Raw genomic sequence first — 22,753 nt, forward strand, 5'->3', positions numbered from 1 at the left:
AATATGAAAAAAATAAGAAATGAACAAGAAAAGATTTCTGTTCCTGCTGTAATGAGTAACTGCACACCTAAAAAAACCTAAAACTAAGTCTGGGAAGTCTTTTTGATGGGATCGGAGGATTTCCTCTGGCGGCTATCCATAATGGCATCGTACCTATATGGGCAAGTGAAATCGAAACCTTTCCTATTGAAGTGACGAAAATAAGATTTCCAGGTATGATCCATGTTGGGGATATTACGAAGTTGAATGGAGCGGACCTGCCACCTGTGGATGTCATTTGTGGCGGATCTCCCTGTCAGGATTTGTCTGTAGCCGGGAAACGTGCCGGGCTTGCTGGAGAACGCTCTGGTCTTTTCATGGATCAAATCCGTATAATAAGGGAAATGAGGAAAGCAGATGAAAAACGAGACATACCAGATCACCTTGTTCGACCTCGATACCTCGTTTGGGAAAACGTGCCCGGAGCATTCAGTTCCGCAGAAGGCGAAGCTTTCCGGGCGGTTATCGAGGAGATCATCCGCATTAAGGACAGTACCTGTCATGTGCCTCGACCTCAGTCCGGGCGCTGGGAATCTGCTGGGGCTGCCATTTTGGGAAATGAATTCAGCCTGGCTTGGAGAGTATTGGACGCTCAATACTGGGGAGTCGCCCAGCGCCGTCGTCGCATCTACCTTGTCGCAGATTTTGCAGGACTCACCGCCCCAGAAATATTATTTAAGCAGGACAGCCTGTTTAGGAATATTGCGGAGAGCCGAAGCCAGGGGCAAGGACCTGCCGCCTCAACTCAAGGAAGCACTAATGATATAGGCAGGACTTGTCTGACTTCGTGTGATATACAGACAGATGAAAATGTATTATTAGCATTTGCTGCAAATCAACGCGATGAAGTTCGTGATTTACATGATATTGCGGGAGCAATACAGGCTCAACCCGGAATGAAGCAACAGACATTTGTGGCAGAGGCTGAGAAAATTAATGCATTTCATATTAACCAGAGAGATGAGGTAATCAATCTTGATGGTGTGTCAGGCGCTTTACTGGCAACCCGAAATATGCAGATGCAGGCTTTTATACCAGATCCGCTTATATGCCTGAATGATCATGGCGGAGAACGAATGGATATTACAGAAGAAGTAACTCCTACGCTCCGTGCAGGTATGGGAGGACATCCTCCTCTTGTAGCCCAGTCCAATTGTTTGGATGGAGAGAATATTCAGAAAAACAATGTTTTTACCTCTGAGAAGGGAGAACATGCACCTGCCAAAGCAGTTCCATCGGTAATCTGTCTCAACGATCAGGGCGGAAATCAGATGCATTGTACGGAAGAAATTACTGGTACACTTCGTGCCCAGGAACATGGGCATCAGCCATTAGTCATGGAAAATCAGCCAGTATTGTTCGATAACCATGCCAAAGACTGCAGATATACCGGACCACTAAATGTAGCGCCAACCGTGACATCAACTTATGGTACCGGGGGCAATAATGTTCCTTTGGTGGGCAATTCTGCTGCGTTTTTTCATTGTTCAAATGAAATAGATACAGTACAATCAGCAGACACTTGCTCAGACTGTAGCCAAATGGATATTAATAGGACCAATGAAACTAGTAAAGGGCATATGATATTCAGCCGTCAGCGGAGCGATGAATTTTCTGAGAATGGTGTGGTAGCGACACAGAGTGCAAGGCAGTATAAAGATGCAACTGATCTTGTATGCCAGCCATACCAGGAAACAGTTGGAACTATTGGTTACAGTGATCACAAGGGAATCAATAATCAATTTGTATCAGAGGACAAGTGTATTGTAGAAGGCAGGAACCTCATTCGCAGGCTTACTCCTTTGGAGTGTGAACGTCTGCAGGGTTTTCCTGACGGCTGGACTCTGATTCCAGGTGCATCAGACAGCGCAAGATACAAGGCGCTTGGAAATAGTGTGGCGATACCATGTGTGGACTTTGTCCTCCGGGGTATCGCTTATTTTTTACGGAAAAGTTATGAAGAACAGGAGGAGTTGCCATCATGTATATCTACCCGGACAATCTAACCGCAAAAGCCACGTTGTGGCTCTGGGATCTGCGTGACATTGGTATTATTGGCGTAGGACTTTTATTTTCTGTATTCGCCCTGGCCCAGTTTTATATTTTGTTCCCCTCTGTTATCACAGCTCTCTACGCATTTTTAACGATACGCATTGAGGACATCAATATCCTTGATTTTATTCATAATGCGGCAGCATTTTTTGTTTTTAAACAGCAGACCTATGAATGGAGGTCAAAGGAATGAACAGAAAAAGGAAACAGAATGAAAAAAATTCTACCCGCCAACTCATAGGCATTACGGATATCACCTTTCACAGTCTGGTGACCGGATATGGAGAGTTGGTGTTTTTTATGATCAAACCTACCAATATCAGTGTACTATCTGACAGCAGCATCAGTGCAAGGATATATGCTCTTATGAATGTATTAAAAGGGATTGCCGAGATTGAGATGCTTTGTTTGAACTCAAAAGAAAACTTTGAAGAGGTAAAGGCTAACTTAAGAAGCCGAATGGATAAAGAGCAGAATCCTGCAATTTGCAAGCTGTTAGAGCAAGATATGACTTCTCTGGACCGTATGCAGGTACAGATGGCTACAGCGAGAGAATTTTTAATTATTATCCGCTTGAACAATGAAAAGGAATCCGATGTCCAGCCGTACCTTTCCCGCATTGAGAAGAGTCTTAAGGACCAGGGATTTACAGCTAAAAAAGCAGGAGAAGCAGATATCAAACGTCTGCTTGGAGTTTACTATGAGCAGAACGTGACTACAGAGAAATACGAAGACTATGATGGAGAAAGGTGGGTTATCTTTGGGGAGTAAAGCCAAAAAAAATGAAATACCTGAGGCGGAATGTGTGAGGATCAAGGATTTTCTCGACATGATTGCACCGGGTATCATCAAATTCAATACGGATCACTTTATATGCGGCAACACTTTTCGATGCGTATGGGCGCTCAGAGAATACCCAACCAATACCTCAGAACAGGCTATTCTGCGTCATCTCGGAGAAAAAGATGGAGTGACCCTCCGAATCTATACCAGACAGGTAACTGCAGCAGAAGAGAGGAAAATCATTCATAATGCTGCCAACAAAAACCGTATGGACAGAAACAGTACCAATGATCTTCAACAGACAGTCACTGCGGAAAGTAACTTGCAGGATGTAGTAACACTGGTGTCATCCATGCATAGGAACCGTGAACCGCTCATTCACTGTGCAGTGTTTATTGAACTGACAGCACAAGATATGGATATGTTAAAGCTGCTCCAGACTGATGTACTGACTGAACTTGTTCGCTCAAAACTTAACGTGGATCGCCTAATTTTAAGACAGCAGGAGGGTTTTTTATCGGTAGGTCCTGCAGGAAGGAAAGTGTTTGGCAGCCAGTTTGAGCGTGTGCTTCCGGCAAGTTCTGTTGCAAATCTGTATCCCTTCAACTATAGCGGCAAAACAGATGCCAAGGGATTCTGCCTTGGCCGTGACAAATTTGGCAGCAATATCATTGTTGACTTTGATAAGCGTGATGATGATAAGACAAATGCTAATATCCTTATACTGGGAAACAGTGGACAAGGCAAGAGCCACCTCTTAAAACTCATTTTATGTAATGTACTGGAATCGGGGAAAAGCGTAATCGGATTAGATCCCGAACACGAGTATATCGACCTTGCAGAAAACCTTGGTGGATGTTTCATTGACTTGATGAGTGGTCAGTACCGTATCAATCCATTAGAGCCGAAAACATGGGATGAGGGGGGCAGTCCAGGTGATGAGGACGCACCCCTTGCATTTCGTCAGTCAACTAAACTCAGCCAGCATATCAGCTTTCTCAAGGATTTTTTCCGGTGCTATAAAGACTTTTCTGACCGTCATATTGATGCAATTGAGATCATGTTGGGTAAGTTATATGAAAAGTTTGGCATCAGTGATCGCACTGATTTTAAGACGATGGAAGCAACAGACTATCCGATTCTCTCTGATCTTTATGCGCTTATTGAAGATGAGTTCAAAGGTTATGATAAGTCCAGATACCAGCTTTATCCTCAGGAACTTCTGCAGGAAATTTTATTGGGGCTGCACTCCATGTGCAAGGGCGCAGAGAGCCAGTTCTTCAATGGTCATACCAACGTAACTTCCGACCGCTTTATTGTGTTTGGTGTCAAGGGTCTTTTGCAGGCCAGCCGAAACGTTAAGAATGCCCTGCTGTTCAATGTACTTTCTTTCATGAGCGACAAACTGCTGACGGAAGGAAACACCGTTGCCAGCATCGATGAGTTATATCTGTTCCTATCCAATTTAACTGCAATTGAGTATATTAGAAATTTCATGAAGCGGGTTCGTAAGAAGGACTCAGCTGTTATTTTAGCATCCCAGAACTTAGAGGACTTCAATATTGAAGGAATCAGGGAACTAACCAAACCGCTGTTTTCTATTCCGACTCATGTCTTTTTATTCAATGCTGGCAATATAGACAAGCAGTTTTATATTGATTCCCTGCAGCTTGAGGAAAGCGAATATAACTTGATTCGGTTTCCACAACGTGGCGTATGTCTCTACAAATGTGGCATAGAAAGATATAATCTTGTGGTCCAAGCGCCTGCATATAAGGAGAAACTGTTCGGAAAGGCAGGTGGAAGATAATGAAGGGAGGAAATGCTATAAACAGACTTCAAATACAGAAGAAAAACAAAGCGGGTATCATTGAAGATATTGGAAACAATCAAGAACCAGAATATGAGAGTCCGGTTGGGTTTGATAGTTGGAAATGGTGGTGGTGAGATGGCTGATCCAGGAACCTTGATAGCAATCACAAAAGCTGCTGCGGCTGCACTCTCAAATGAACGCATCCGAAAAACTACAGGCTGGATTATTGCAGCAGTTTTTTCTCCACTCATTCTTGTTATTGTGTTGATTTGTTCTCTGCTATCCGGCACAGCAATTCATAATAATTCAGCAGTGGATATGAGTTTTCATACAGGAGACATTTCCGCAAGTATGCCCGCGAATTATCAGGAGTATATCGTGGATATGCGGCATAGCTTTAGCCTCATAGATGGAACCATGGCGACAGTAAATGCACAAATGGAAGACGGTGACAGCCTTGACGAGTACATGGTCAAGGCTATTTTTTATTCTCTGTTCTTCGGAACTGATTCCCCTTCTCAAGTAGAATATCAAAAATATGTGGACAGCTTTGTGACTTATGAGGAGCATACCCGCACCATAGATAATGGTGACGGAACAACTTCGGAAGAAACCTATATGGTGGCCGTTCCTATTACCTCCCTGCCTACTATCTATAATAACATCAATAAGGTATTTGGCAGAGGCATCACTTATGAGAGCCAGGCCAATGCCAACGAAATCTATTATCGTGCCTTGTATGGCACTGGAGCACCAAACGAAAATGATGATTCTACCATGTGGGAGGATTGGAACCCAGATCAGCTTAATGATTTCTTTTCTGATTTGCCATCTGGTGAAACGGGTACAGAAGCGGTACGACTTGCCCTTTCCCGGTTGGGTGATCCATATTCCCAAGAACGGCGAGGGCAGGGAAGTTATACCGACTGCAGCTATCTTGTTCAGTGGGTGTATAGAAAACTGGGTATCATCCTTCCTGGAACAGCAGCAGAGCAGGGGAGATACTGTGTTGATCATGGGTTGACAATTTCCAAATCAAACCTTGCTCCTGGTGATTTGGTATTTTGGAGCTACAAACCAAACGGTAGATATTTAAATATCACGCATGTGGGAATCTATGCTGGGAATGGTAAGGTAGTTGACGCTTCATCCTCAAAAGGAAAGGTTGTTCACCGGGATATATTTGATTCTGGAAAACAGGTTCTGTACGGAAGGCCCTATGCAAAATCAGAAAAGTTATATGCACTCCGGAGTGGGGGCTAAGGATCATGTGGGTATTCAAGAAGTATTTCTATGCCAATATCTTTATTTCACATATTGGATAAGGGAAGGAGTTTTAAATATTTTTCACAGGAGAAATAACTGTTTTGAAATTTCTGAATATTTGGCTTGATTTCAGAGAGAAATTAGTTTATTGTGTGGTTGCGCACCGGAAAACCGGTTCAAGAAAAGGAGGAGATTATATGACAGATACAAAACTGAACATGCCCCAAACCGCTTCGCTGGAACCAGAAAAGCTTCTTGAAACATTGATGATAGCCAGGGTTGATTACATCCATCTAGCGGGCAAAGACGAAGAAGAGAGGGTGGTTTCCCTTCTGGATCAGGCACTCCCCATCATTACAAAAGCATGGGGACTTCCACAAGAGCATCTTGATGAAACTCAGAAAATTGTTCGTACTGAACGGGAAAACATACAACGTGGTGCGGAAACAGGTGAGTATGCACCATGCAGCCTTCCAAAAGAAAAGGTGCTTCAAGGAATGTATGGAGATGAGATCCTGCAAGTAATCTGGAGCCTTTTTGAAACAACGGCCCGCACCAATGATGCTGAAGAAAGAGATCATCTGGTGAAAACAGCCCACTTCCTTAGTGAATACTGGGATCTTCAAGAATGGGTTAAGAGATGAATTTTCAAAAGTGAAATCTGGCCCCGTCTAAAATAGGCGGGGTCTTTTCATGTTACGATATGGCACCAAAGTCCCGTAAAGGACAAAGGACCCAAAAGTTATAAACAGTAAAACAATATGGATAAAGAGGAGATTCAATATGTCACGCAGCATTTATGCTATTATCTCAAATGCAAGAACGTCATATTATCAAACAGAAAACTTCGGGAGTCTGATAGGGCTTCTTTCTCTGCTAGAGGAGGTTCATACTGCAAAGGAGAGGGTCCCATCACTCCTCGGCAGCAATGCAGAACGGCTGGTCCTGTACTCAAAAGAGAGGTTTCCGTTTTGTCCGAGCGGTTATTATCGTCTGTTTCAGCCGTTGGAACCTGGGCTATATTTGGAACAGCTTCAACAATTCTCAGAACAAAGTACGGAGGAACATCAGTTTATTCTTGATTATGATAGTAATTGTCTTTCAGTTAAAATGTGGCTGGGAACCAGGTTGATAAATCTTTGTGGGCTTTTGGATGACATCATCTCAGCTTACTCCGGTGCTTTGCGAAATAAAAATACCAGGTACCCATATCTTAATAAAAATGCTTTTGCAGCTGAACTTGAACGTATTTGTGAAGTCATCACCCTAAAGTCTGAGCAGGATAATGAACAAATGTCTGGAATGAATTTGCAACTTTAAGTGTTTAAACATGATGAAAGAGGATGGATTTTTAAGAAACTTTTCAATAAAACCTTGAAAAGGAGGAGTCTCAAGATGAAAAAAGAATCTGTTACCATACAGATGGAAACGGAAAAACTCCGTGCAGTAAAACGCTACATGCAGAAACGGGAGGCAAATCTGGAGCAGGAGTTATGCGACTATCTCCAGCGTCTTTATGAAAAATATGTCCCGGCTAATGTGCGGGAATACATTGATGAAAGTTCAGATAACGAAGTATTGTCAACCTCTTCTTCTAAAAAACAGAAAGAAAAAAATCAGATGACAGAATCCGGTCAGCAACAGGAGGGAACCTGATGAGTGAATATAGCTCTGTAAAACTACAGCTCAACCGTTATAAGTGGGAGGCACTGGAGCGAGTGATGGAAGAACAGGGAACAGATATTGAGACGGTTATGCAAGAGTATCTGATAGAACTTTATTCCGATCATGTTCCGGTGGCTGAACAGATGAATATTCGTCAACGGTTGGATGCGGAAGTCCTGGACCAGCAAAAGAGACATGGCACCAGAGAGGTGGTATCTGGCAAACGTCTCAATGAAAATGATATTTCTTTCAGTGATGAAATCATGAGAGAAATGGGGGCTCTTAACTTCTACATCAATACTGATTTTAGTGTAGATACGGTATTTGGTACAAACGTAGAAACGGTTGAAAATGATGACTGGCTGAATGTGTATGCCAGCTTTGACACTGTGTTCAGAGAGGTCTGCAACACACTGGACATTGTATTGCACCATGGCGATGGAGGAGAAGAATCTCTCAGCTACATGCTAAATGATGCAGAAAAAGAAATACTCCATGCGAAAATGGATGAATACTGCCAACAGCTGAATGGGAAATCTCTGGAGGAGTATTGTGATGAACTTTTGCAGGAACAGTGCCCTGGGCCGATGCTTACGATGGGATGAACCCTTGTCCCCACTGTTGCCCCCAGTTTGCCACCGTGTGGGCTTTTGTGATGCCAGGTGGCAGAATTACCCACAATGCAGATAAAAACCAGTTGTGAGGGTTTTGTGAAGGACGTTTGGAAACCGGATCGAAATTAAAGTATAGGGAAAACCAGGATATTTCTACGGTCGAAAAACAAGCAGGATAAAGCGAGGGGCTGTGAACTGCCCCTCACAATCACTGCGGACGGCAGTGCCGCCCGCATTTTACGGGGGATTTAAGGTATTATCGATACCGTATCTCATAATTTTTTCAACCGCCAAAGGTGCTATAAATGGTTTTTTGGCTCTTGTGGGTGCTGTAACTATCAAAATGTCTACGCATTGGGAACTTTGTGCAGTGCTGTTATAGGTGATCCATCGAAGAACAGGAGGAAGTAGCGATGAAAAAGACGGGTAGTGATTTAAAGCAGCGGATTACTGTGTGGCTTTACCCCGAAATGATTGCCAACATGGAATTGCTCATGGAGGCAAATAATATGAAGAATCATACTGAATTTGTTTCAAAGGCGGTGGATTTTTACATTGGTTATCTGGAAACCCAAAATGGGACAGCTTTTCTTTCTCAAACTTTATTGGGAGTTATCCAAGGTACATTACAGAATACAGAGAGCAGGGTGGCAAACAATCTGTTCCGGCTCTCCGTGGAAATTAGCATGATGATGCATCTGCTGGCAACAACATTGGAGGTCAGCGATGAAGAACTGCACCGGCTTCGAGGACGATGCGTCGCTGAAGTTAAAAGGACTAGGGGTAAAATCCGTTTGGATGATGCAGTAGATTTCCAAAGCCGCTCAGAGGATGAAGAATAATGGCACGTATTATTCTCAAGTGTCCCTACCTCAAAGGAGGAGAAAAGAATGCTGCCCATCTGAATAATCTCGTTAAGTACATCGCCACCCGCGACGGTGTAGAAAAAATAGAAAGCGGTCATAAGCTCTGGCACTCCACCAAAAAGCAAAAGGATCTGATAGCGCAGATACTCCGGGAGTTTCCCTATGCCAAGGATTTATTTGAATATGAGGACTACTGTAAAAATCCCAACCGTGGAAACGCCTCTGAATTCATTATCATTGTACTGGAACAGATTCTTGTAAAAATAAGTGGACGGAAAAGATATCTAGACTATATCGCAAACCGTCCCCACGTAGAAAAATTTGATAGTCATGGTTTATTCACAGCAGGTGCTGAGCCGCTGGTTTTATCGCAAGTTGCTGATGAAGTAGCCGATCATGCTGGGAATATATGGACGCCGATTATTTCTCTGCGTCGGGATGATGCTGCCCGGCTGGGGTATGATAATGCGCTTGCGTGGAAAGCTCTTCTTTCAGGAAAGGCAGTAGAACTTGCAGATAATCTAAAAATTCACCCTGACCATTTGAAATGGTATGCAGCCTTTCACAACGAGTCCCATCATCCTCACATCCACATGATCTGCTACAGCACTAATCCAAGAGAAGGCTATCTTACTAAACAGGGCATCAAGAAAATGAAATCCTCCCTGGCAAATGAAATTTTCCATCAGGAGCTCATTCCTCTTTATAGAGAAGGGACCCAGCGGAAAGATGAACTAAAAGAACAGGCGGCTGAATCCATGAGGAGCCTAATCTGTCAGATGAAAGGTGGTGTTTTACAAAACGACCGTATAGAGCAACTCATCACATGCCTTTCCGAGCGACTGAAAACGGTTAGAGGTAAAAAACAATATGGTTACCTTAAAGCAGACCTAAAAAATGTAGTGGATGAAATTGTAGATGAGCTATGGAAAGACAGCCGTATCGCAGAAGCTTACCGTCTATGGTGGGAGATCAGAGGCAGGATAGAATCCATCTATACGGAAACTCTCTCTGAGCCTCTGCCTCTTTCCCACTGTAACGATTTCAAAACTATCCGCAACATAGTCATTCAGGAGGCAATGTTGTTTGAGAGTATGACCTTTAAAGAAACGGAATCCGTGGAAACAGATATGCCTGAACTGGAGAATGATATGGAAATACATTCTTCTGATATGGGAGATGAAGACAATCAGGAACCGGCAGATGATTATGAAGAATGGCTCTCAAAGAATGATCGTTCTGTTGACAAGAAATTCGATGATTCGTGGTGGACGAGAGGCTACCAAAAGGCAAAGCAATATTTATATGGCGATGAGGAAGCCGAAATTTTGCGGGATTTTGAAAAAGCCCATGAAGTCTTCCTGGCAGAGGCAAAGAAAGATAATCCCCTAGCCATGTGCGACCTTGGACGAATGTCCAGCGACGGACTTGGCTGCGAAGCGAATGCTGACGTATCATACCTCTGGTATGAAAAGGCCCTTGCTGTTTTCCTTGCGGCTGAAGAAGAAAAACCGTGGAAGTACACCGAGTACCGCATCGGAAAACTTTATGCCGCAGGACTTGGTACGGAGCAGGACTACCTGCAGGCGGTGGATTGGCTCACCATGTCTGCGGATGAGAATTATAGGTACGCACAATATTCACTTGGTGGTTTGTATTACTATGGCAAAGGCGTAGAGCAGGATCATGAAACTGCTTTTAATCTCTATACCTGTTCCGCGAATCAAGATTTTCCTTATGCAAGCTTTGAACTTGGGAAAATGTTGCGGGATGGAATTGGATGTATGATAAATCAGAGTGATTCTGATCGCCGTTTCAAGGATGCCTTTCTTGGCTTTGTATCTCTTGAAGAAAAGAGACACGATGATAAACTCCAGTACCGTCTTGGGTGGATGTTGTTAAATGGTGTAGGTACTGACAAGGATAAAACCAGAGCAAAGATGTATCTCGAAAAATCGGCATCAGTGGGAAATACCTTTGCTTGCAACCAACTTGCCAAACTCATTCTTTCCGACGAGAAGTCACAGCCGCAGGAGGTGGAGAAAGCCCTCGGATATCTTTGGAGAGCGGTGGAGGCTAAGAATCCCTATGCTGCATATTTTCTTGGAAAGCTTTATGAAAAAGGTCAGAACGTTCCACAGGATATTGCTGAGGCGATGGGGCTCTATACCATATCTGCAGAACAGGACAATGACTTCGCTGCATACCGGCTCGGAAAGTTGTACCTTGGGGGTGAAAGTGTGTTGAAGGATGTGGAGTCTGCCATTCGATGGTTTACTTTTGCCGCAGACAAGAGGAATCAGTTTGCGGAATATGCTCTTGGAATTCTATACCTCAAGGGAGAGGAGGTTTCAAAGAATCTCCCGAAAGCTCTTGAATACCTGAAACGGTCTTCTGACCAAGGAAACCAGTTTGCGCAGTATCGATTGGGTAAAATATATCTCATGGGTGAGGAGGTACTTAAAGATGTACAGACATCCCTGCAATTCCTGACAGATGCTGCCAGGCAAGGAAATCAATATGCGCAGTACATCCTTGGCAAATTATATCTGATGGGAAAAGATGTCCAAAAGGACAAGGATACTGCTGTTCGTTGGCTTAAGCTTTCAACAGAGCAGGGTAATATTTATGCGCAGTTTTTTCTTGACCATATGGACAGTTATAAAGATCCATCTATTATGCTTATGGGAACACGGCTACTACATCATATGAGCCGTGTTTTTTCAGATCATATGATGCCGCTAAAACCATCTAATCCCTGGATTGACCGAAAACGTCGCCTGAAGCTAGATGAGAAAAAACGTGCGTCCGGTCACGCCCAGGGAGATCATGAACAGACAATGTCATTATAACGATTGGAGGGTAACCATGAAGAAACAAAAAAAGAAAATTAAACAGCCATCCATCGATAGGAAACAATTGCAGCGTCATTGCCGTCTTATAAAAAGGACGGCTTTTTTCATCGCATCGGTAATCGCCATAAGTAGGAGGTGAGTCTATGGGCGTATATGTGCATTTTACGGATGAACAGAAATACCGTGCTAACAATGTTGATCTTGTGGATTTTCTCCAAAAGCAGCATGAAGAACTGCTTCCCAGCGGTCGGGATAAGAGACTGGCGTCTGACCATAGCATCACTGTACAGGGAAATAGGTGGTATGATCATTCGGCAGAGAGTGGTGGCTATGCGATTGATTTTGTCCAGAAATTCTATGGTCTCAGATTTTCGGAAGCAGTGACTATGCTGCTGGGCGGTGAACAAGGAAAGGCTTATCCGCCCGCTTTAAAAGAGAAGCAGGAACCCAAACATCCATTTGCCCTGCCTACCCCTCACAGTGATATGCGTCGTGTTTATGCTTATTTGGTAAAAACCCGACTTATCGACCGTGAGGTGGTCAATTACTTTGCCAAGAAAAAGCTCTTGTATGAAAGCTGTGAAAAATCCAAGGATGGTGTGAAAGAGTATCATAATGCAGTCTTTGTGGGCTACGATGAGAACGGAGTTCCCCGTCATGCCCATAAGCGAGGGCTTATTACCCAGGGGACTGGTTTTAAGGGCAACGTGGATAGCTGTGATCCTGCCTATAGCTTTCACTATGTGGGTGCTGGCAACAGCCTTTATGTGTTCGAAGCGCCCATTGATTTGTTGTCCTATATTGCATTACATTCTCAGAATTGGCAGAATCATAGTTATGTGGCACTCTGTGGAGTTTCGGAGTACGCCATGTTGAAGATGCTGGAGATGCATCCCCACTTAATCCATGTAGTGTTGTGTCTGGATCATGATGAGGCGGGGATCGAAGCAGCTGAAAAATATCAAGACCTTTTATCTGAAAAAGGGATTTCATGTGAAAGGGAGATATCCGTATACAAGGATTGGAACGAGGATATCAAAGCGAACCATGGCTTACCGGCTGTTCCCGCAGAAGAGCATCCCCAGCATTTGCTCAGGGATGAAATTTGCCAACAGCTCATGGAATCACTGAAGACGGCGAGGTCTGAATGCTCCGCGGATACCTTATCAGCTATGCTTACCAAGGCTCGTTCTTATTTGCATTGGGGACAATTTTCAGAGATGGGTGATTGTCTGCGTGAAATGTGCTGCCTCTCTGTGGCAGCGGCTGTGAGAGAGTACCGCCAAATGGATCACATCAAGAACGCCACCTCTGTGCAAACAAAGCTTATCAATGGATTCAGGGTATACGAAAATCGCGGACATTTAAAAACAAGGCTGGATTTATTGGAATCTGACATCATGGCCTTGCAGAGCCATGAACGTGTAAGGACCATCGGTGAAAAGGAAAATCTGGCAGAGTTCTATGAGCGGATTGCGGCCCAAAGTCTCAAGGGAGAGATTTTACTGGAAAAACATCGTCAAAAAATAGAGAAAAAACTGGAAGTAAAATTATCCATGTAAGTTTAAATAAAAAAATGTTATCTTCGCTTCTGCCATTTAAAGTTAATTCAGAAGAAGGAGGTACAATCATGCCATCTCAAGTTTATATTTTAATTGCAGCAGCTTCAATTATGTTTTTTGTTATTGGAGGCTTTTCTCTGTTGACCCATTATTATACCTTAGACGGAATAAAGTCCCGCACGGTGGGAAATGGTCAGCATGGTACCGCACGATTTGCTTCAAAGCAGGAGATTAAAAAAACCTATCGTCATATTCCATTTCAGCCAGAAAGTTGGAGGAGAGGAGAGAAACTTCCTACAGCAGATGATCAGGGGATTATTCTCGGAAGCATAGGGATAAATAATAGAGTCACAGCATTGGTTGACACGGAAGACGTCCATTGCCTTATGGTTGGTGCATCAGGTGTAGGGAAAACAGCCTTTTTTCTGTATCCGAATCTTGAATATGCTTGTGCCTCCGGAATGAGCTTTTTGACTACTGACACCAAAGGGGATATCTACCGTAATTATGGTACCATCGCCCGTGACTACTATGGCTACTATGTGGCTGTCATTGACTTAAGAAATCCTACACGTTCCGATGGCAACAATATGCTTCATTTGGTCAACACCTACATGGATCAATACCTAGCCGATGAGAATAATCTTGTGGCAAAGGCAAAAGCAGAGAAATATGCCAAGCTCATCTCCAAAACCATTATCAATTCAAGTGGAGAGAATTACGGACAAAACCAATTTTTCTATGATGCAGCAGAAGGGCTTCTGTCTTCGGTGATATTACTTCTTGCTGAGTACATGTCCCCTACTGAAGATGATGCAAAAAAGAAAGACAGTCGTCATATTGTCAGCGTATTCAAGCTGGTACAAGACTTGATGGCTCCAAGTAAAGTAAAGGGTAAAAGCCAGTTCCAACTCCTCATGGATAAGCTGCCGCCTGATCATAAGGCCCGTTGGTTTGCAGGAGCCGCCCTTAACTCGGCAGAACAAGCTATGGCGTCGGTACTTTCCACCGTGCTTTCTAGGCTCAATGCCTTTTTAGATAGTGAGATGGAGCAGATACTGTGTTTCGGTACAGCTATTGATGCAGAAAAGTTTTGTAATGAAAAATCTGCGTTGTTTATTATTTTACCAGAGGAAGATACAACAAAGTATTTCATGGTAAGCTTATTTCTACAGCAATTGTATAGAGAAATTCTTGCGGTGGCTGATGAAAGCGGGGGGAAGCTAAAAAATCGCGTCATATTTTATATGGATGAAATAGGGACCATTCCTCCAATTCAGTCACTTGAATTGATGTTTAGTGCGTCAAGATCACGCGGGCTACTTTTGGTACCTGCGGTGCAGTCTATTACGGGGCAGTTGGTAAAAAATTACGGAAAAGAAGGGTCAGAAATAATTATAGATAATTGCCAAGATGTTATTTTTGGTGGATTTGCTCCAAATAGCCAGACGGCTGAGGTGTTAAGTAAAGCCTTAGGGAGTCGTACTGTCATGAGTGGCAGTGTGAGCCGTGGCAAGAACGACCCCAGCCAGTCCCTGCAAATGATAGAGCGTCCACTCATGACCCCAGATGAGTTAAAGTCCATTCCGAAAGGAAATTTTGTTGTCATGAAAACAGGTACTCATCCTATGAGAACGAAGTTACGATTGTTCCTTGACTGGGGTATCGGATTCGGAGAGCCTTATACTATGGCAGAAAAGGCACACCGAAAAGTGGTGTATGCTGACAAGCAGACACTAGAAGAAAACATCGTCCGTAAGCATACAGCCTGCATGATGATGGGTGAAGAGACTGGGGAGATATTAGGAGGATCAACTGGGACAGGAATGTTTAACACACAAGTATCAGAACCTGCTGAAATACGTCGTCGTTCCATACTCAAAACGTAAAGGAGTATTTTTATGAGCTATTTCAATCATATTTATTCGGCATCGCCCGATGAGCTTCCTCACCGGGCGAGAGTTGTTTATATGTATCTTCATGACCGTACGGGAAAGAAATCGGACTGTTGGCCGGCAATAAAAACCATTTCTTCTGATTTGCAACTTTCTCGCAGCACAGTCAAGCGTGCTTTAAATGATCTAGTTAAAGCTAGACTCATTGAAAAGGAACCACGATACCGGGAGAATGGGAGCAAAACTTCTAACCGATTTATTTTAAGAAAATAGTAGCCAATACCAAAGCAAAAGACATTGTTCCCATCAAGGAGATATTCTGCTTTTATTCTGGACCGAGGTGTGGTTCATTGTGGACCAACCCAGACCTCTCACTTTAATAAATTTTAATACAGAAAAAAAGTAATAAATTATTATCCAGCAGGTGAATGAGTCATAACGGTAGACGATTCGGAGAAGTCATTGAATGATGGTATAAACTTCTGAATTTATGTGAGATATGTAAAACAGGTATAGTAGACCGGAGCGTGTTTTATTATATCGATTATTTACTGTTTTTGAAAGTCTTTTAAGTTGATTGCTTCTGTTAAAAACTAGGTAAAATTAAGGCGCCACGGGAAGGGGGGCGGACATAAAGTTGGACTTATATTGATAATCAAGGTTACGTCTATATTCCACTGGACTCAATCCTCAAAGTGAAATCTTTAATTCAGGATATTAAGTAATATATCTTTTTTCTCTCCCCCCTACATTAAGTGTTAGTGTGGGGGGAATTGTTTTGGTGGATTAATCATCAGCTTTCTTTAGGTACTTCGTACCCCAAAGTGACATTTCATAAAATATCGGTAACATTTCACCCCCCATCTCAGTAAGGCTGTATTCTACACGAACAGGCATTTCATCATATTGTATACGTTTTATGATAGACTTCTCCTCAAGATTTTTTAGAGTATTGGATAACATTGTGTTGGTAATTCCTTGTAATTGTTTCTTTAATTCTCCAAAACGAATCGTTTCATATTTCTCTAATTGGTAAATAACCTGTGCAGTCCATCTGCCATTTAGAAGTTCCAGTGTTCTTATAACAGGACATTCTTCAACATCCACCATAAGCTGTGGCATAAATGTCTTTATTTCTTCTGTTGTCATAATAATTCCTCCACTTTGGTACGGAATAACGTACCATGTATAAAAAAACTGCGTACTTGTTAATGAATTAAATATTGATATAATGATACTTGGTATTAAAAATATATCATATATTAAAAATAAAATAAAGAAATAAATTTGTTAAAATTAATAATTCAAGTTGTGTAATAATAAGTGCGATGTATTTAGGGAAATCTGTAAAATAAATCATCATGAGAAGTGCATATTAAATATTGTTAGTAGTTAAATGGAGATGATTGAAATCGGTGATATACTGGTATTTGAAGGAAATCCATTAACATATATGTTTAAGTTGCGAGAAATGAATGCTGAGAAAACAGATGTTATAGTAACAGAATACACAAGATACAAAAATAAGGTTTATTAGATAGTTATACTATCATAATAGTATTTCAATTAAAAAAACAATTAGGAGGAAAAACAATGGCAACAGAACAACAAAGACAGGAGATATTACAATTACACAACCGTCGTTATGCGGCAAAGACTTTCGATCCTGAAAGGCATATCGCAGATGAAGACTTAGATACGATCTTAGAGGCAGGAAGACTGTCCCCTAGCTCCTTTGGTTATGAGCCTTGGAAATTTGTAGTGTTAAAAGATGAGACTGTACGTCAGAAGTTCAAAGAAATTGCACCTGGAGCGATGAATGCTATTGATGGAGGAGCTGAAATAGTATTGATTCTTTATAAGAAAGATATTACTTATAATTCTCCATATGTGAAACATATTGTTGAGGATACATTAGGACTTGAATTTTCACCAGAATCACAAGTAAGCCAGATATTTAAAGCATTTCAGGAAGAAATGATGGTATTATCAGATGAGAAGGCAGTTAATGAATGGGCACGTCATCAAGTATATATTCCACTTGCCAACATGATGATAACAGCAGCATATCTTAATATTGATTCATGTGGAATTGAAGGAATGCTATTTGAGCCAGTAGAAAATATACTATCCGAGTTAGGTGTTATGGACAGAGATGAATATGGTCTTGCTTGTTTATTAGCACTTGGTTATCGTAAAGAAGATATCAAACCAAAATTCAGAAGACCATTTGCCGAAGTAGTTACTTTCATTTAGTTATATTTTTATATATAAGTTAATAATGAATGTTAGGTATAAATCCAACAAAGAAATAACCGAAGATGATCTTCGGTTATTTCTTGTTGTAGAAAATGCAGCACCTGTTGGAATGGCAGATAAAACATAAGACCCACGGCTGAGGTTAAACATATCCGCAGTTGTGGGTCATTAATATTTTTGAAAAAACAGCATTTGTTCAATATCTATTTTAGCAGCGCCATACTTAAAAGCCATAGATAATCAACAAATTTCTATTTTCGTTTATTATTGGACGAAACTTAATTATCGCTCATTGAATAATCAACGGTTGTAAAATAAAATATTAACATGATGCATTGAAATTGTCAAACAGCTAATCTTATTATCATGAATGGTAAAGTAGAAATGCTTTAAATTTGTGAGAAAACATTTGATTTTAGTATAACTAGAAAAGGAGAAAAAAATTATGGCAGAAAAAACAAATCCAATGAATATGATGAAACAGAAATTAACTATGGGGAAATATGTAATGTCAGACAAACCATGGTCAGAAGTAAAGTTCTTTGAACAGATTATGTTGGACGCTTTAATGAAGCATGTGTTTGGTTTAATACAATACGGAATGACTGATTTTGGAGAAATTGTGGATACAATAGGTCATATGAAGTCGGATGATGAAGAGGGTTGGATAGATGCATGGTCCAACAGGGGAGATAAGCTGAAAAAGAAAGCAGAAGAAGCAAAAGCAAAGGGAAAGAAAATTTCTGCAAGTCAGGAATACCTGAGAGCTTCTAGCTATTATCGGATTGGCCTTATGTACTTTAGCAAGCCGGAAGATCCACGTATGAAAAAATACAGTTTAGAAAGTCGTGAGTGTTTTGAAAACTATTTAAATTTATCCGAATATCCGGGAGAATATATTGAAATTCCTTATGAAGATACTTATTTGCCAGGACATTTTTATCGTTCTCCAGTTGCAGGAGAAAAAGCTCCATTACTGATTATTACGCCAGGACGTGATACATGGGCAGAAGATACGGTGTGGGTATATGACATGGCTTTAAAAAGAGGAATACACTGTTTAGTGTTTGATGGGCCAGGTCAGGGGTTTGCATTACGTCTGCAAGGACTTCCTTTCAGACCAGATTGGGAAAATGTTGTGACTCCAGCTGTGGATTACGCAATCAATATCCCTGGGGTAGATGCAGAACGTATTGGTATCATGGGCATAAGCTTTGGTGGTTTCCTTGCTCCGCGAGCTGTTGCATATGAAAAACGTATTAAATTATGTATTACGGATCCAGGGAACATGGATTGGGGAAGTGGAATAGCCGAGAATCTGGGGAAAATAGACAAAATACCTAATATCATGGTTCCTCAGTCTTTAAAGACAATGATAGCAGACTATGCATGGAAACAAGGAGTTCAAAACGATGTAAAGGCTGTTGTGGAAGAATTACAGAAATATAATAATACGAATATTATCGAGAAAATTACTTGTAAGATGCTGGTTCTGGATGGGATAGCAGAAGTTACTTATGGAGAGGCGGAGCGTTTGTTTAAAGCATTGAAATGCCCGAAAGAATATATTTTATTTGATGATGAAACTACAGCACAGAATCATTGCCAAATGGGAGGATATGCAATAGCTTCAGAAACTCTGTTTGACTGGATTGAAGATAATTTGTAGAATTAAAGAATATTTTATTAAAAAACAAAATTTTAACAAAAAAGAATGCTTTGTTCCTTAAGAACCAAACTCTAAGTCATGGAAAATTGGGCATGAAATAATGGAATAGGTAGTAAAGATGCTGGACATTTAGTATTTTAGTGTGATGTTGAAAAATAAAATCACAGTAATCCCCAGGCTATCGTTGGTAGTCTAGGGATTACTGTCAAAATAAATATTTCACAAACGCTGACCTTAGCTTTGAGAGGTAAACAGTAGCATTTAGATTTACTACAAATGAACTACGAGTGTATAGGAATGTTTCTATCTCATCTGCTGGCATTGAACGCAGTTATAGAAGTAGTACGGGCTGGTGATGCGGTGAAAGGTTTTGTGGTAGTTACAGATGAAATTAGAAATCATGTCAACGGTTCAATAAAGGCGCCAAAGGAAATTGTGGAAATCATAAATAAAACTACAGGATTGTCAACCCTTACAGTAGATAATATCAGTAAGGTAAACAAGCTTGTCAAAGATCGGTAGGCCGCATAGGGCATAATGCAGAAAGCTTTTGTCAAAATCAGGCTTTTTCATGAAAGCTTAGTTGAAAACTTCCAGCAGGCAGCCCGGGTAATGAATAACATAAACAACAAATCAAAGGCTATGTCAGCCCAGACTCTTAATATCGCTTCGGTGGTAGAGGAATCTGAAATAAGCGCTGAATAAATGTCTGCAATGGGAGATCATCAGCTTGCCTCCATGGAGATGATGGTCGGGTTGTCAAAGGAATTGTCTTATCTTGCTGATGAATTGAATGTAGAGATACATAAATTCAAAATAAAATAGAGGTATTAATTACAGAATAAATGTTTATAGGATTTGGATGTCTTACGCCCATGACTGGCAGTAGCGCTAATAATTCAATTAAGTAGCTAAAAGAACGAGATGAAAAAATACAGAATCGTTATTCCTTATTAATTCTATACATTAAAATAATTCGAGAAATAAAAAAACAGGAGGTATTAACTATGCAATATCTTAAAACTGAGGAAAATGGATTAAAAGTTTCAAGACTTGGACTCGGATGTATGAGAATGTCCATGTTTGGCGGACCAGCGGATGAGAAGGAAAGCATAGCGACTATTCACGCCGCCCTGGATGCAGGCATCACTTTCCTTAATACGGGTGATTTTTATGGTACCGGTCATAACGAAATGCTGATTAGTGAAGCGATTAAAGGTTATAACAGAGATAAAATCTTTATTTCTGTCAAGTTTGGGGGCTTGGTTGCCCCGAATGGTATACCTTATGGTATTGATTCGAGACCTCTGGCGATAAAAAATTATCTTACCTATTCACTTAAACGGCTGGGTGTGGACTATATAGATCTTTATGAGCCTGGAAGAATTGATCCGGAAATTCCCGTTGAAGAGACCATAGGAGTAATCTCAGAGATGGTCAAAGCAGGTTATGTGAAACATATTGGAGTTACTGAAGTTGATGCAGAAACCTTACGGCGGGCTCATTCAGTTCATCCGATAAGTCTGGTAGAGTTAGAGTATTCACTTTTTAAGCGTAAAATTGAAAAAGAACTATTGCCGACAGCCAGGGAACTGGGAATTGGCGTTGTAGCGTTTGGCATACTGTCGCACGGATTGCTCTCGAAAGAGCGATTACAGGAACTGAGAAATCGTTCTCCACATTTTTATGGAGAAAATTTAGATAAAAATATTTTACTTCTTGAAGCCTTGCGAGAAATTGCGGTTGAAAAGCAAATTACTGTACCGCAGCTCCTTACTGCCTGGGTATTATCTCAAGGTGAAGATATTATGCCACTCATTGGTGCAAGAAAAGTGTCTCAGCTTCAGGAGACGATGGGAGCTGCGGATGTCAGTCTGAGTGAAAGTGATCTTGCAAGGATTGAAGATGCCGTACCGGCGAATGCGATAGCAGACAGTAATATAACAATAAAATTTAAAAATGGATTGATAGTTCATTAAATGAAGAGAAATTAATCATTAAAAAAAGGAGTAACAGGCATCGACTTACTGGCTAGCTCGTAGATGTTCTTTAGCCAGTATGATTGTTTCGGTCAAGGGTTTGCATTAGGGTCCAACAACATTCCAGTTTTCGATATTAATGTGTGGGGCATGCTCGCCTCGATGAAGCATGAGATTCCCGTACTGCTCAATAGCGGCGGTGGAGCAATTATAAATACGAGTAGTGTTGGGGGCCATGTAGGAACACCTGGTTCCTCGGTTTATGTCGCGAGCAAACACGCTGTGGAAGGCCTCACCAAGTCCGCGGCGCAGGAGCTTGCAGGGCAAGGCATCCGTGTGAATGCGGTTTCCCCTGGGCCTATCGTCACCGACATGCTGGACCGTTTTGTGGGCGGATTGGAAAGTGGTGTCGGTAAGCATTTGAGCGCGAACATTCCCGTTAAACGTCTCGGACAGGCTTACGAGATTGCCCAACCCGTGCTCTGGCTTGCCAGTGATGCAGCTAGTTTTATCACTGGCCAGAGCATTCTCGTTGATGGCGGTCTTATAGGTCACTAAGTCAACGACGATCCACTTCAAGACTGGCAGCTAGACGTTGAAGAGGGTGCGAGCTTTCATCCGCCTATCTCGAGTGATAAACGTATTCAGGCCTGATTGAATCAAGTGCGGCATGTTTAACTATAGTAGTTGAAGGAATTTACTAAATATTGGTATGATGATTATCTTTTGTAATTTTGCAAATTAGGAATTAATAATAGTAATTAGCAAAATGATAGGAAGTCTAAAAGATAAGGTAAAGCTTCTGTAGAGTAGGCATGGAGTGTGATGTTCCGGTCATTGATTTACATAGCTATTGTTTTCGGCTCTTATGTGATATGGGTGTGGATACCAGCAAAAATTATTTTAATGATACGACACATACCAATGATTATGGAGCACTTAAGATGGCGGATTCTTTTGCGGAGGAGATTATAAAGCAAAAAATAGAACTGCTTTACAGTTCAAATACAGCGGCTTACGTCTGAACAATGGAATCCGGATCTATCATTAAGGCCGGCAGGAGCTGTTTCCAGTGCAGAAAAAGAAAAGCAACCGATTTTATCTATTAATTTACCGGAACTTCCCTATGAAGATTGTCAGTGCATTCCACAGAAAGAACTATTGAAAGAAGCAATGGCTATGGGGCTGTTGGATCCATGTATTAAATTCTTTCATCCATTTGAAGAAATGCCCAGAGGCCAGTTCCTATATTAGCTTTTAAAGGCAGTAAAGAGTTTTGGAAATTCTGTATATGACGGAAGGTATTGTTATATCTATCGGTATGAATTTAATGCAAAGCTAGTGCAGACGGTATTGGATGAAAATCTCATTGATGAGAACACTATTCTGGATGATAAATTTCGTCCAAATGATTTTCTGTGCGAAGGTGAACTTGT

The 22,753-nt window shown here is 41.5% G+C and carries 22 protein-coding genes; 21 read left to right on the forward strand and 1 reads right to left on the reverse strand.

The annotated features are described in order from the left end of the window. Positions 1-89: 89 nt before the first annotated feature. The 15 genes from RT269_RS04560 to RT269_RS04630 all read left to right on the forward strand — a co-directional run bounded on the left by RT269_RS04560 (position 90) and on the right by RT269_RS04630 (position 15,683). Positions 90-2,045: a DNA cytosine methyltransferase gene (locus RT269_RS04560; RefSeq protein ID WP_313180918.1), complete on the forward strand. Its 1,956-nt coding sequence runs from the start codon at positions 90-92 to the stop codon at positions 2,043-2,045. Beyond that, the gene (locus RT269_RS04565; RefSeq protein ID WP_313180819.1) at positions 2,021-2,284 is read left to right on the forward strand and encodes a hypothetical protein; all 264 of its coding nucleotides are present in this window, start codon (positions 2,021-2,023) and stop codon (positions 2,282-2,284) included. Before RT269_RS04560 ends, RT269_RS04565 begins: the two co-directional genes overlap by 25 nt. Beyond that, on the forward strand, positions 2,281-2,862 hold the full coding sequence (locus RT269_RS04570; RefSeq protein WP_313180820.1) for a hypothetical protein: 582 nt from the start codon (positions 2,281-2,283) through the stop codon (positions 2,860-2,862). Before RT269_RS04565 ends, RT269_RS04570 begins: the two co-directional genes overlap by 4 nt. Further along, entirely contained in the window at positions 2,831-4,684 is a 1,854-nt protein-coding gene (locus RT269_RS04575; RefSeq protein ID WP_442913812.1) for a VirB4 family type IV secretion system protein, read from the forward strand. The genes RT269_RS04570 and RT269_RS04575 overlap by 32 nt, the downstream gene beginning before the upstream one ends. Then, on the forward strand, positions 4,684-4,821 hold the full coding sequence (locus tag RT269_RS04580) for a hypothetical protein (RefSeq protein WP_313180822.1): 138 nt from the start codon (positions 4,684-4,686) through the stop codon (positions 4,819-4,821). Before RT269_RS04575 ends, RT269_RS04580 begins: the two co-directional genes overlap by 1 nt. A gap of 1 nt (position 4,822) precedes the next feature. Then, positions 4,823-5,950: a C40 family peptidase gene (locus RT269_RS04585; RefSeq protein WP_313180824.1), complete on the forward strand. Its 1,128-nt coding sequence runs from the start codon at positions 4,823-4,825 to the stop codon at positions 5,948-5,950. A 200-nt stretch (positions 5,951-6,150) separates the two neighbouring features. After that, on the forward strand, positions 6,151-6,597 hold the full coding sequence (locus RT269_RS04590) for a hypothetical protein (protein ID WP_313180825.1): 447 nt from the start codon (positions 6,151-6,153) through the stop codon (positions 6,595-6,597). 139 nt (positions 6,598-6,736) lie between these two features. Continuing rightward, positions 6,737-7,273, forward strand: a complete 537-nt coding sequence (locus tag RT269_RS04595; RefSeq protein ID WP_313180827.1) for a hypothetical protein — start codon at positions 6,737-6,739, stop codon at positions 7,271-7,273. A gap of 75 nt (positions 7,274-7,348) precedes the next feature. Beyond that, positions 7,349-7,609, forward strand: a complete 261-nt coding sequence (locus RT269_RS04600) for a DUF6103 family protein (protein ID WP_313180828.1) — start codon at positions 7,349-7,351, stop codon at positions 7,607-7,609. Continuing rightward, a complete protein-coding gene (locus tag RT269_RS04605) occupies positions 7,609-8,223 on the forward strand; it encodes a hypothetical protein (RefSeq protein ID WP_313180829.1) in 615 nt (204 codons plus the stop codon). Before RT269_RS04600 ends, RT269_RS04605 begins: the two co-directional genes overlap by 1 nt. Before the next feature lie 422 nt (positions 8,224-8,645). Continuing rightward, positions 8,646-9,074, forward strand: a complete 429-nt coding sequence (locus RT269_RS04610; RefSeq protein WP_313180831.1) for a hypothetical protein — start codon at positions 8,646-8,648, stop codon at positions 9,072-9,074. Further along, entirely contained in the window at positions 9,074-11,950 is a 2,877-nt protein-coding gene (gene mobP3, locus RT269_RS04615; protein ID WP_313180833.1) for a MobP3 family relaxase, read from the forward strand. Before RT269_RS04610 ends, mobP3 begins: the two co-directional genes overlap by 1 nt. A 146-nt stretch (positions 11,951-12,096) precedes the next feature. Continuing rightward, complete coding sequence (locus RT269_RS30335) at positions 12,097-13,515, forward strand: DUF3991 and toprim domain-containing protein (RefSeq protein ID WP_313180835.1); 1,419 nt, start codon at positions 12,097-12,099, stop codon at positions 13,513-13,515. A 68-nt stretch (positions 13,516-13,583) separates the two neighbouring features. Beyond that, the gene (locus RT269_RS04625) at positions 13,584-15,404 is read left to right on the forward strand and encodes a type IV secretory system conjugative DNA transfer family protein (RefSeq protein ID WP_313180837.1); all 1,821 of its coding nucleotides are present in this window, start codon (positions 13,584-13,586) and stop codon (positions 15,402-15,404) included. Between the two features lie 12 nt (positions 15,405-15,416). Beyond that, positions 15,417-15,683, forward strand: coding sequence for a helix-turn-helix domain-containing protein (locus tag RT269_RS04630; RefSeq protein WP_313180839.1), 267 nt, complete (start codon positions 15,417-15,419; stop codon positions 15,681-15,683). 513 nt (positions 15,684-16,196) lie between these two features. Here the strand turns inward: RT269_RS04630 and RT269_RS04635 are convergent. Then, the gene (locus tag RT269_RS04635; RefSeq protein ID WP_313180840.1) at positions 16,197-16,559 is read right to left on the reverse strand and encodes a winged helix-turn-helix transcriptional regulator; all 363 of its coding nucleotides are present in this window, start codon (positions 16,557-16,559) and stop codon (positions 16,197-16,199) included. A 444-nt stretch (positions 16,560-17,003) separates the two neighbouring features. On the opposite strand from RT269_RS04635, the gene RT269_RS04640 reads away from it, so the two are divergent. The 6 genes from RT269_RS04640 to RT269_RS04665 all read left to right on the forward strand — a co-directional run bounded on the left by RT269_RS04640 (position 17,004) and on the right by RT269_RS04665 (position 22,342). After that, the gene (locus RT269_RS04640; RefSeq protein WP_313180842.1) at positions 17,004-17,666 is read left to right on the forward strand and encodes an NAD(P)H-dependent oxidoreductase; all 663 of its coding nucleotides are present in this window, start codon (positions 17,004-17,006) and stop codon (positions 17,664-17,666) included. Positions 17,667-18,114: 448 nt separating this feature from the next. Beyond that, the gene (locus RT269_RS04645; protein WP_313180843.1) at positions 18,115-19,338 is read left to right on the forward strand and encodes an alpha/beta hydrolase family protein; all 1,224 of its coding nucleotides are present in this window, start codon (positions 18,115-18,117) and stop codon (positions 19,336-19,338) included. A gap of 297 nt (positions 19,339-19,635) precedes the next feature. Next, positions 19,636-19,860: a methyl-accepting chemotaxis protein gene (locus RT269_RS04650; RefSeq protein ID WP_313180845.1), complete on the forward strand. Its 225-nt coding sequence runs from the start codon at positions 19,636-19,638 to the stop codon at positions 19,858-19,860. A gap of 485 nt (positions 19,861-20,345) precedes the next feature. After that, positions 20,346-21,317 carry an aldo/keto reductase gene (locus tag RT269_RS04655; protein ID WP_313180847.1) on the forward strand — a complete coding sequence of 324 codons (972 nt, stop codon included), beginning with the start codon at positions 20,346-20,348 and terminating at the stop codon, positions 21,315-21,317. Between the two features lie 63 nt (positions 21,318-21,380). Next, complete coding sequence (locus RT269_RS04660; protein WP_313180849.1) at positions 21,381-21,875, forward strand: SDR family NAD(P)-dependent oxidoreductase; 495 nt, start codon at positions 21,381-21,383, stop codon at positions 21,873-21,875. Positions 21,876-22,132: 257 nt separating this feature from the next. Beyond that, positions 22,133-22,342 (forward strand): hypothetical protein, encoded by a 210-nt coding sequence (locus RT269_RS04665; protein WP_313180850.1) that lies wholly within the window; start codon positions 22,133-22,135, stop codon positions 22,340-22,342. The last annotated feature ends 411 nt before the right edge of the window (positions 22,343-22,753 follow it).

It is taken from the genome of Lacrimispora sp. (genome assembly GCF_032078915.1).
Classification (GTDB): domain Bacteria; phylum Bacillota; class Clostridia; order Lachnospirales; family Lachnospiraceae; genus Lacrimispora.

Bases quoted from the DNA above. Each gene is read 5' to 3' on its own strand.
- RT269_RS04565 (WP_313180819.1), top strand. From the start codon at position 2,021: ATGTATATCTACCCGGACAATCTAACCGCAAAAGCCACGTTGTGGCTC.
- RT269_RS04570 (WP_313180820.1), top strand. From the start codon at position 2,281: ATGAACAGAAAAAGGAAACAGAATGAAAAAAATTCTACCCGCCAACTC.
- RT269_RS04575 (WP_442913812.1), top strand. From the start codon at position 2,831: ATGGAGAAAGGTGGGTTATCTTTGGGGAGTAAAGCCAAAAAAAATGAA.
- RT269_RS04580 (WP_313180822.1), top strand. From the start codon at position 4,684: ATGAAGGGAGGAAATGCTATAAACAGACTTCAAATACAGAAGAAAAAC.
- RT269_RS04585 (WP_313180824.1), top strand. From the start codon at position 4,823: ATGGCTGATCCAGGAACCTTGATAGCAATCACAAAAGCTGCTGCGGCT.
- RT269_RS04590 (WP_313180825.1), top strand. From the start codon at position 6,151: ATGACAGATACAAAACTGAACATGCCCCAAACCGCTTCGCTGGAACCA.
- RT269_RS04595 (WP_313180827.1), top strand. From the start codon at position 6,737: ATGTCACGCAGCATTTATGCTATTATCTCAAATGCAAGAACGTCATAT.
- RT269_RS04600 (WP_313180828.1), top strand. From the start codon at position 7,349: ATGAAAAAAGAATCTGTTACCATACAGATGGAAACGGAAAAACTCCGT.
- RT269_RS04605 (WP_313180829.1), top strand. From the start codon at position 7,609: ATGAGTGAATATAGCTCTGTAAAACTACAGCTCAACCGTTATAAGTGG.
- RT269_RS04610 (WP_313180831.1), top strand. From the start codon at position 8,646: ATGAAAAAGACGGGTAGTGATTTAAAGCAGCGGATTACTGTGTGGCTT.
- mobP3 (WP_313180833.1), top strand. From the start codon at position 9,074: ATGGCACGTATTATTCTCAAGTGTCCCTACCTCAAAGGAGGAGAAAAG.
- RT269_RS30335 (WP_313180835.1), top strand. From the start codon at position 12,097: ATGGGCGTATATGTGCATTTTACGGATGAACAGAAATACCGTGCTAAC.
- RT269_RS04625 (WP_313180837.1), top strand. From the start codon at position 13,584: ATGCCATCTCAAGTTTATATTTTAATTGCAGCAGCTTCAATTATGTTT.
- RT269_RS04630 (WP_313180839.1), top strand. From the start codon at position 15,417: ATGAGCTATTTCAATCATATTTATTCGGCATCGCCCGATGAGCTTCCT.
- RT269_RS04635 (WP_313180840.1), bottom strand. From the start codon at position 16,559: ATGACAACAGAAGAAATAAAGACATTTATGCCACAGCTTATGGTGGAT.
- RT269_RS04640 (WP_313180842.1), top strand. From the start codon at position 17,004: ATGGCAACAGAACAACAAAGACAGGAGATATTACAATTACACAACCGT.
- RT269_RS04645 (WP_313180843.1), top strand. From the start codon at position 18,115: ATGGCAGAAAAAACAAATCCAATGAATATGATGAAACAGAAATTAACT.
- RT269_RS04650 (WP_313180845.1), top strand. From the start codon at position 19,636: ATGTTTCTATCTCATCTGCTGGCATTGAACGCAGTTATAGAAGTAGTA.
- RT269_RS04655 (WP_313180847.1), top strand. From the start codon at position 20,346: ATGCAATATCTTAAAACTGAGGAAAATGGATTAAAAGTTTCAAGACTT.
- RT269_RS04660 (WP_313180849.1), top strand. From the start codon at position 21,381: ATGTTCTTTAGCCAGTATGATTGTTTCGGTCAAGGGTTTGCATTAGGG.
- RT269_RS04665 (WP_313180850.1), top strand. From the start codon at position 22,133: ATGGAGTGTGATGTTCCGGTCATTGATTTACATAGCTATTGTTTTCGG.